The 8,380-nt window shown below is 54.1% G+C and carries 9 protein-coding genes; 7 read left to right on the plus strand and 2 right to left on the minus strand.

Annotated elements, in window-relative coordinates; all coding sequences use genetic code 11:
• Positions 1 to 84: 84 nt before the first annotated feature.
• Entirely contained in the window at positions 85 to 978 is an 894-nt protein-coding gene (locus tag TH19_RS22235) for an NAD(P)-dependent oxidoreductase (RefSeq protein ID WP_181846522.1), read from the minus strand.
• A gap of 166 nt (positions 979 to 1,144) precedes the next feature.
• Positions 1,145 to 2,368 carry a LysR family transcriptional regulator gene (locus tag TH19_RS22240; RefSeq protein WP_114104544.1) on the minus strand — a complete coding sequence of 408 codons (1,224 nt, stop codon included), beginning with the start codon at positions 2,366 to 2,368 and terminating at the stop codon, positions 1,145 to 1,147.
• 136 nt (positions 2,369 to 2,504) lie between these two features.
• Between TH19_RS22240 and TH19_RS22245 the strand changes: the two genes are divergently transcribed.
• The 7 genes from TH19_RS22245 to TH19_RS22270 all read left to right on the plus strand — a co-directional run.
• Positions 2,505 to 3,239 (plus strand): PIG-L deacetylase family protein, encoded by a 735-nt coding sequence (locus TH19_RS22245; RefSeq protein ID WP_114104545.1) that lies wholly within the window; start codon positions 2,505 to 2,507, stop codon positions 3,237 to 3,239.
• A complete protein-coding gene (locus tag TH19_RS22250) occupies positions 3,239 to 3,913 on the plus strand; it encodes a 4-carboxy-4-hydroxy-2-oxoadipate aldolase/oxaloacetate decarboxylase (protein WP_114104546.1) in 675 nt (224 codons plus the stop codon). The genes TH19_RS22245 and TH19_RS22250 overlap by 1 nt, the downstream gene beginning before the upstream one ends.
• Positions 3,906 to 4,982, plus strand: a complete 1,077-nt coding sequence (locus tag TH19_RS22255) for a 4-oxalomesaconate tautomerase (protein WP_220151790.1) — start codon at positions 3,906 to 3,908, stop codon at positions 4,980 to 4,982. The genes TH19_RS22250 and TH19_RS22255 overlap by 8 nt, the downstream gene beginning before the upstream one ends.
• Positions 4,983 to 5,056: 74 nt before the next feature.
• A complete protein-coding gene (locus TH19_RS22825; RefSeq protein WP_181846523.1) occupies positions 5,057 to 5,194 on the plus strand; it encodes a hypothetical protein in 138 nt (45 codons plus the stop codon).
• Positions 5,191 to 7,110, plus strand: coding sequence for a TRAP transporter permease (locus TH19_RS22260; RefSeq protein ID WP_114104548.1), 1,920 nt, complete (start codon positions 5,191 to 5,193; stop codon positions 7,108 to 7,110). Before TH19_RS22825 ends, TH19_RS22260 begins: the two co-directional genes overlap by 4 nt.
• A 2-nt stretch (positions 7,111 to 7,112) precedes the next feature.
• Positions 7,113 to 8,087, plus strand: coding sequence for a TAXI family TRAP transporter solute-binding subunit (locus TH19_RS22265; RefSeq protein ID WP_114104549.1), 975 nt, complete (start codon positions 7,113 to 7,115; stop codon positions 8,085 to 8,087).
• 73 nt (positions 8,088 to 8,160) lie between these two features.
• Positions 8,161 to 8,380: dienelactone hydrolase family protein (locus tag TH19_RS22270; RefSeq protein ID WP_181846524.1), on the plus strand; the 220-nt coding region annotated here is incomplete at its 3' end.

Genomic DNA, 8,380 nt, shown 5'->3' on the forward strand with positions numbered 1-8,380 from the left:
GCTTATGGCGAGGACTTTGTCAGCAGTCTGAAAGGCAGGGTTAACACCCTGCCTTTTACGTTTCCGGTCAATGTCACAACGGATTTACTTCTTTGCCATCGCCTCAAGGATCATATCAGCCCGTTCGCGATAACCAAGATCACCTGCATCAAGCTTCAATTCGCCAATGCTTCGCTGCCAATCGACAGTGGCCTTTGCCATACCATTATTAAGGCCAAGCTCTTCAACGGTCAGTGCGACTTCTTCCATTTCCGCCGCACGACGAATGCCATGCGTCATGGACCGTTCAAGCATATAGGCCGCCTTATCCATGAAATCGAAACCCGGATAGGTTTTATCAAGCGATGCCAGCACAGTCTCATCAACACCGGCACGACGCCCGGCCAAGACACATTCGGCAAACAGGGCTTCGAGCCCCTTCATCATTACCGAACGAACCATCTTGATCGCTGATCCCGCACCGACGGTTTCACCGGCAATACCCGGCTCCATCCCCAAAGCTTCGAGAACCGGCTTTGCCGCCTCTGCATGGGGACCACTCAGCAAGATCGGGGTTTTGTGCAATTTCGGATAAACCGGCGCCATCACCGCCATATCGACATAACGCCCGCCTGATGCTTCGATCAATTCAGCATTGCGGCGCTTGGTACCCGGTGCGCAGGAATTACAATCAAAGAAAAACGTACCCGGTTCGATTGATGCCGCTGCATCGCGGGCAACCAGTGCCGCCTGATCAGCCGTCACCAGCGAAAAGACAAGTTCCGCACCCGAAAGGGCAACCTGACCACTGACTGCGCCGGTAACGCCAGCGGCAACGTAATCCGCATTCTTGGCTTCGCGGATGGTGGTATCGGCACTTGTTGTCTTGATGTCAAAAGCACGGGTTACCGGCACGATGTCACTGCCCCACCCTTTAACAAAAGCCTGTGCGGCCTCGCCAAACCCAAGAAAGGCGATGGTTTTGATATCGACTGTCATGTTCCTGAAGTTCCCAGTTTGATTTTTTGTTGTGATTGAAATGCCCGACAGGGCAGATGTGAAGAGCATTGTTCACAGCTACCACCCCAACGGCCCAAGGGAAAATTGATTGCCCGAAATCCGTATTCAAAATGCCAATAGACGCACCTTTGCCGCTTCGACATCATCACCAAAGAGTGGCAATGTTTTTGCTGATCTCTTCAAGACGCTCTATTAGGTTTTGCTGTATCGACGTTGGTGACCAGCCTTTACGCACCGTAAGTCCGATTGGCCGTTCTGTATCGGGAAGATCAATCGGCAACATGGTCAACTCACCATATTTTTCTTCCTGTTTGATCTGGTGACGCGAAATGATCGTCAGCTTGTCACTGGTCGATAACATTCGCCGGATCAGGATCAGCGACCCGGTTTCAACAATGCTTTGCGGACGCACACCCCGGTCCACGGGGAACATGGTTTCAAAGTAATCCCGGGTCGGCGCACCGCGTAGTGGTACGGCCCAACCATACGCCGCAAGATCGACCGGCTTGAGGTTTCTGTGCTTGACCAGTGGATGATGAACCCGCCCAACAATGGCAAGCGGATCATCAAACAGTTTGTGCTGTACAACATCGTCCACCGGCACCGGATCACGCAGGGCCCCGATCAGCAGATCAATATCACCGTGGCGCAATCCGAATAACAAATCGGGATAGGGACCGTCGACCACCCGAAGACGGGTATCGGGAAATTCTTCCATAAGCGCATTGATCGCATTGGGCAGGATCGCACTGCGTGCAAGCGGCATACTGCCAATCACAATGCGGCCACCGCGCCCGCCTTTCCAGGATGCAATTTCGTCTTCGGCCTGTCCCAGCTCGACCAGCGCAAGCTTGGCAAACATCACAAATGTTTCGGCCTGTTTGGTCAGAAGGATCCCGGTACTGGCCTTTTCAAACAGTGGTACAGCACAAAGCTGTTCAAGTTCGCGCGCTGCACGATGCAGGGAAGGTTGAGACACACCGACGTTGCGCGCCGCCAAACTGAAACTTCCGGCTTCCGAAATCGCAATCAGGGCACGCAACTGCACGCCGGTCACAAGCTGATAAAGCTTTACCTGATGGCCACGATTGCGTCGCCCAATACGCATGATTTCGGCTGTAGCCTGCACAAGATAGCCCTGCAAGCGTTCAACACGTCGAACGAATATCTTGCCCGGTTCGGTAACAAACACGCCTTCGGGTCGGCGATCAAACAGCTCCACCCCAAGAAGACGTTCGACTTTTGCAACCGCCTGCGTCACCGCGGGCTGCGACATATAAACGTCTTCTGCCGCGGCACTGATGCTTTGGCGACGGGCCACCGCAAGACAGGCACGCAGATGTTTCAGATTGGGATTTTGCAGACTCATAAGGGGCATTCTCCATGTGATCGCGCACACATTATAGAAAGAACTTATAGCGAATACCATTGGTTCTATTTCACCTGACGCCCATTGGGACCTAGCATGATTTCACAAAATCAAACCAAGCTAGGGAGTCAGAAACGTGACCACCAAACCGACCGCACTGGTTATCAGTGCGCATTCCGCAGACTTTGTATGGCGTTGCGGCGGCGCAATCGCCCTGCATGCCAAGAAGGGCTACGATGTCACTGTTGTTTGCCTTTCTTTTGGCGAACGCGGTGAATCTGCCAAGCTGTGGAAGCAGGAAGGCTGCACGATGGAACGGGTTAAAACCGAACGTCGCAAAGAAGCCGAAAACGCCGCCAAGGCACTGAACGTCCATGACATCAAATTCATGGATGTCGGCGATTATCCTTTGGAACTGTCACGCGATCAGAAATTCGAACTGGTTGATACCATCCGTGCCGTTCAGCCGAAATTCATGCTAAGCCACAGCTTTGTCGATAATTACAATACCGACCATTCCTATGCGACCCGTGTGGCCATCGAATGTCGCATGATCGCACAGGCCTGGGGCCATAACCCGGGCGAGAAGGTTCTTGGCGCGCCGCAGCTTTATCTGTTTGAACCGCACCAGACCGAACAGATGGAATGGAAGCCTGACCATTTCCTCGATATCACCGATGTCTGGGATCAGAAATGGGCCGCTATCCAATGCATGGAAGGTCAGGAACATCTTTGGCACTACTATGAAAATGTTGCCGAAAACCGTGGCAACCATTTCCGCCGCAATTCCGGTGGTCAGGCTGGTGGTCGTAACGCCAAATATGCCGAAGGCTTCCAGTCGGTCTATCCACGCACTGTGGATGAACTGTAATGGGTGGTGTTGTCGTTCAAAATATCACCCGTAGCGATCTTTCAGTTGTGGACGGTCTGGGTAAATGTGGTGTCGCCACGGTTCACGAAGCACAGGGCCGTACCGGACTTTTGCAATCGCATATGCGCCCGATCTATCCGGGCGCACGCATTGCCGGAAATGCCGTAACGGTTTCCATCGCACCGGCGGATAACTGGATGATCCATGTTGCGGTTGAACAATGCCAGGAAGGCGACATTCTGGTCGTCTCCCCGACATCTCCTTGTGACGCCGGATATTTCGGCGAACTTCTTGCCCGGTCGCTTATGCATCGCAAGGTGCGCGGCCTAATCATCGAAGCCGGTGTACGTGATGTACTTGACCTTACCGAGATCAAATTCCCGGTATGGTCCAAGGCCGTCTCGGCACAAGGCACTGTCAAGGAAACGGTTGGTTCGGTCAATGTGCCGGTGACGATTGCCGGGGCGATGGTTAATCCGGGCGATGTCATTGTCGCGGACGATGACGGCGTTTGCGTTGTTTCCAATGCCGATGCCGAAAATGTCCTGAAACAGTCAATCGCCCGCGAAGAAAAAGAAGCCAAGACACGCGCCCGCCTGATGGCAGGTGAACTGGGTCTGGATATCTATGACATGCGTCCACGACTGGCCGAGAAAAGCCTGAAATATGTCTAGGGACAATGCGAAAACAGGTGGCATCCGCTGCATGTGGATGCGTGGCGGCACGTCAAAGGGCGGCTATTTTCTGGCAAACGATTTGCCAGAAGATATCCCTGCGCGTGACGCCATCTTGCTGCGTGTCATGGGATCACCTGATCCCAAACAAATCGACGGGATGGGGGGGGCAGACCCCCTGACCTCGAAAGTTGCGCTTGTCAAAAAATCCGACCGCCCTGGCATCGATGTCGACTATCTGTTTCTGCAGATCTTTGTGGATCGTGCCGTCGTCACCGATCAACAAAATTGCGGCAATATCCTTGCCGGTGTCGGGCCCTTTGCCATTGAACGCGGTCTTGTTTCAGCGACGCCAGGGCAAACCAGGGTTACTATCTTTATGGAAAACACCGGGCAGACGGCGATCGCAACCATCGAAACGCCAAACGGCAAACCCGTCTATGTCGGGGATGCCCGCATTGACGGGGTTCCGGGGACATCGGCACCGATCCCGCTTTTGTTCAGTGATACAGCCGGGACAACCTGTGGTGCGCTGCTTCCAACCGGAAACGAAGTTGATATTATCGACGGCGTAGCTGTGACCATGATCGATAACGGCATGCCGGTTGTCGTCATGCGCGCATCAGACATGGGCATTACCGGACAAGAAAGCCGTGAAGACCTTGAAGGGAATACTGCCCTTCGCGCCAAGCTCGAAAGCATTCGCCTACAATGCGGACCTTTGATGAACCTTGGTGATGTCAGCGATGCCTCGGTCCCGAAAATGACCATGGTTTCCGACGCCCAAAATGGCGGTGCTATTTCCACGCGTACCTTCATTCCACACCGCTGCCATGCCTCAATCGGGGTTCTGGGCGCGGTCAGTGTGGCGACGGCCTGTTTGCTTCCGGGATCACCAGCCGCGAGCTTTGCCGTTGGCAACATTGCCGACCTGACAACGATCTCGGTTGAACACCCGTCCGGCGAAATGAGCGTGATTATCGAAAAGACCACAGACGGTGCGGTCGACAAGGCCGGTCTTCTGCGCACTGCGCGCAAACTGTTTGACGGGGAGGTTTTTGTCGACTGACGTTCGGCATCCCCGCCAAGCCCAACACTAAAACCAATAAAAATAATAATAATCAAGGATGTAGGAGGAACGCCATGACGCGGAAACCGCGTATGGTAAATCACAGCAGCGCACCGCATATCGGTGTGCGTCTGGCGACGATTATTTGCCTGGCCCAGCCACGTGCATCGCGGTCAATGCGCACATATGCCTTCGCGGAGGCGCACGCATGATCAATTCAGCATCATTGCGCACCCACCTGATTACCATTCTGGCATCCAGCATGGTGGTTGCCTGTATTCTCTGGAATCTTGAAACCCCGATCCGTCTGGGCTTTGCCGTTCTGCCGCAACAGTATATGGCGTTTCAACTTGGCATGGCATTGACCATCGCCTATCTGAAATTCAATTTCCGTGGCGAAGAAAAGCAAGTAATCGGATGGTTTCACGGCACCTTCGCAGCCATCATCTTTGCCGTTCTTATGTATGCCGCGATTGATTTTGTCTGGCTTTTAAAAGAGCAATCCTACCGCCCCTGGCAGATCACCATGATCGGCGCTGTCGTAACCCTTGCGGTTGTCGAAGGCATACGTCGGCGCACCGGCTGGATGCTGTTTGGCATTGTCGTTGTCTTCATGATCTATTCGCTGTTTGCTGACAAGGTGCCGGGTCAACTGATCGGCAAGGCCCTGACGATTGAACGCATGGTGCAATATATCGGCTTTGACCCGAATGCGGTGTTCTCTACCCCTCTTGCAGTTGGCACGATCATCGTCATGCTGTTCGTTTTCTTTGGCAAATTGCTGTTTGCCGCAGGCGGCGGAAACTTCTTTACCGATCTTGCAATGGCGGCCACCGGGCGTTCACGTGGCGGCAGTGCCAAGATATCGGTTGTTGGATCGGCATTGTTTGGTTCGATTTCCGGCAGTGCGGTTTCGAACGTTGTCACCACAGGAGTGGTCACCATCCCGCTGATGCAGCGCGGCGGTTATACCAAACGTGATGCCGGTGCGATTGAAGCTGTGGCCTCGACCGGCGGGCAACTTACCCCGCCGATCATGGGGGCTGCGGCCTTCCTTATGGCCGAGTTCCTTGATATTTCCTATTTCACCGTTGCCGGCGCCGCCCTTATTCCGGCGATCCTTTATTATCTGAGTGTCTTTACCCAGGTCGATCTGATTGCCGGGCGCGACAACATTCAGCCCGCCGATGCAGAAACCCTGACGGTTCGTCAGGTTCTGAAAGAAGGCTGGCACTTTATCATTCCGTTTGCAGTTCTTCTTGGCGCTCTGTTCTGGTGGCGGATGGACCCCGAAGATTCCGCCCTTTTGGCAGCGGTTGCGATTGTGATTGTCGGCTTTGTCCGCGGGTATCGCGGCTATCGACTGACACCAAAAATGCTGGGCCGGACCTTTATTGAAACCGGAACCGGCATGGTGGATTTGATCCTTGTCGTCGCGGCTGCCGGATTTGTCATCGGAATCCTGAACATCACCGGCCTTGGCTTTGCCCTGACGCTGGTTCTGGTCGATGCGGTTGGATCGAACGCATTTTTGCTGCTTGCCGTTTCGGCGGTGATCTGCGTGATCCTTGGCATGGGGATGCCAACATCGGGCGTTTATGTCCTGTTGGCAGCACTGGTTGCACCGTCACTGGTTGAAGCCGGGATCGAGCCGATCGCAGCACATCTGTTCATCCTCTATTTCGGGATGATGTCCATGATCACCCCGCCGGTCGCCCTTGCTGCCTTCGCCGCAGCAACCATCACCGAGGATGATCCGCTTGCCACCGGCATTGCATCGATGCGCATGGGATGGGCGGCATTCATTCTGCCCTTCATCTTTGTCGCAACGCCGGAAATCCTGATGCAAGGAAGCTGGATTGAGATTGCCCTTAACCTCGGTCTTGCCATCGTCGGGATCATCGCGGTGACCGCCGGGATCGTCGGATACTGGTCACGCGGCCTTGGGCCTATCCTTCGCATTGCCTTTGTCGGACTGGGCTTTACCGCACTGCCGCTGGGCTTCCTGCCCGCAGGCTTCGGCATTCAATTCCACATCATCGCAGCAGTGGCCACCATCGTGATGGCGGCCGCACTGCGGTTTCAGGGATCACATCAAAAAAACGAACTGAAATCAGGAGGAAACTGAAAATGAACAAACTTACCAAGGCGCTCTCGGCCGGGCTGTTTGGCCTTGCGATCAGTGCAAGTGCCGCATCGGCACAGGTCGTCACAGTCGCAACCGGTGCGCAAGGGTCACTTGCCTATAACTCCGGCCAAGCCGTTGCCAAGGTTGCCAATGATGCAGGTATTGTTGCGCGCACCCAGCCACTGGTCGGCTATCTTCCGCTGATCAATTCCGGCGAGGTGGATTTCGGTTTCTCCAACGGTGTCGAGGCGGAATATGCCTATTCCGGCACAGGCAACTATGATCGCGCGCATGGCAATATGCGTCTTGTCGGAACGATGTTTCCGCTGACCACCGGCTTGATGGCCCCTTGTGATCTTAATCTTAAATCTGTTGATGACCTTAAAGGCCGGGCGTCCGAGCTTCGCATTGCATCGGAATATACGTCTTCGACGATCATCCCCTATTACATCATGGGTGGTCTGGCCAATGCCGGTCTGAAATACGAAGATTTCCAGATGGTCCCGGTTGCAAACTTTGTTGCAGGCATCAACGCGCTTGGCGATGGTCTGGTTGATATCGCACTTGTCAGTCTGAATGCCGGTGCCGGCCAACAGGCCAGCGTCAAACTTCAGGACCGTGGCGGTCTTTGCTATATTTCGCTTGATGATTCCGTAATCGGCACCTCGTTGTTCAAGGGCTTTTTGCCCGCTGGTGATATCGTCACCAAAAAACAGAACGAAAAGATCAACGGTCTTCAGAATTATGACGTCAACCTGATGCAAATTCCGTGGGTTTTGATGACCAATGCCGATGTCAGTGACGACCTTGTTTACAAACTGACCAAGGCAATTGCCGAAGGCCGCGATGCCCTTAAGGCATCCTTTGGTGCCTTTGGCGGTGCGAATGCCCAGAAAATGGCACCAAAAAACCTGATGCCCTATCACCCGGGTGCTGTGAAATACTTTGAAGAAGCCGGTATTCCGGTTGGTCAATAAGGAACGCTTGTCCGGTGCAGCATGCACGCAAACTGTTGCACCGGTTTGCGCAACACGACAGGAACATTTTGATATGATGAAGACCATTACCGCATCTGACGGCCATTTGCTGAATTGCTGGTTTGAACCGGCTGTTGGCGAACGCCGCGGCGGGATTGCTATCCTTCAGGAAATCTTTGGGGTTACCGACCAGCTTAAAGGTGTTGCTGCCAAATATGCGGCCCTTGGCTATGAAGTTGCAATCCCGGCCCTGTTTGACCGGCAGGAACGCGATGCGGTTGTTCCGTTTGATC

Source organism: Thalassospira profundimaris (assembly GCF_003326675.1).
Lineage (GTDB): Bacteria > Pseudomonadota > Alphaproteobacteria > Rhodospirillales > Thalassospiraceae > Thalassospira > Thalassospira aquimaris.

Coding starts and splice junctions, on each gene's coding strand:
- TH19_RS22265 (WP_114104549.1), top strand. CDS start 7,113: ATGAACAAACTTACCAAGGCGCTCTCGGCCGGGCTGTTTGGCCTTGCG.
- TH19_RS22255 (WP_220151790.1), top strand. CDS start 3,906: ATGTCTAGGGACAATGCGAAAACAGGTGGCATCCGCTGCATGTGGATG.
- TH19_RS22240 (WP_114104544.1), bottom strand. CDS start 2,368: ATGAGTCTGCAAAATCCCAATCTGAAACATCTGCGTGCCTGTCTTGCG.
- TH19_RS22250 (WP_114104546.1), top strand. CDS start 3,239: ATGGGTGGTGTTGTCGTTCAAAATATCACCCGTAGCGATCTTTCAGTT.
- TH19_RS22825 (WP_181846523.1), top strand. CDS start 5,057: ATGACGCGGAAACCGCGTATGGTAAATCACAGCAGCGCACCGCATATC.
- TH19_RS22260 (WP_114104548.1), top strand. CDS start 5,191: ATGATCAATTCAGCATCATTGCGCACCCACCTGATTACCATTCTGGCA.
- TH19_RS22235 (WP_181846522.1), bottom strand. CDS start 978: ATGACAGTCGATATCAAAACCATCGCCTTTCTTGGGTTTGGCGAGGCC.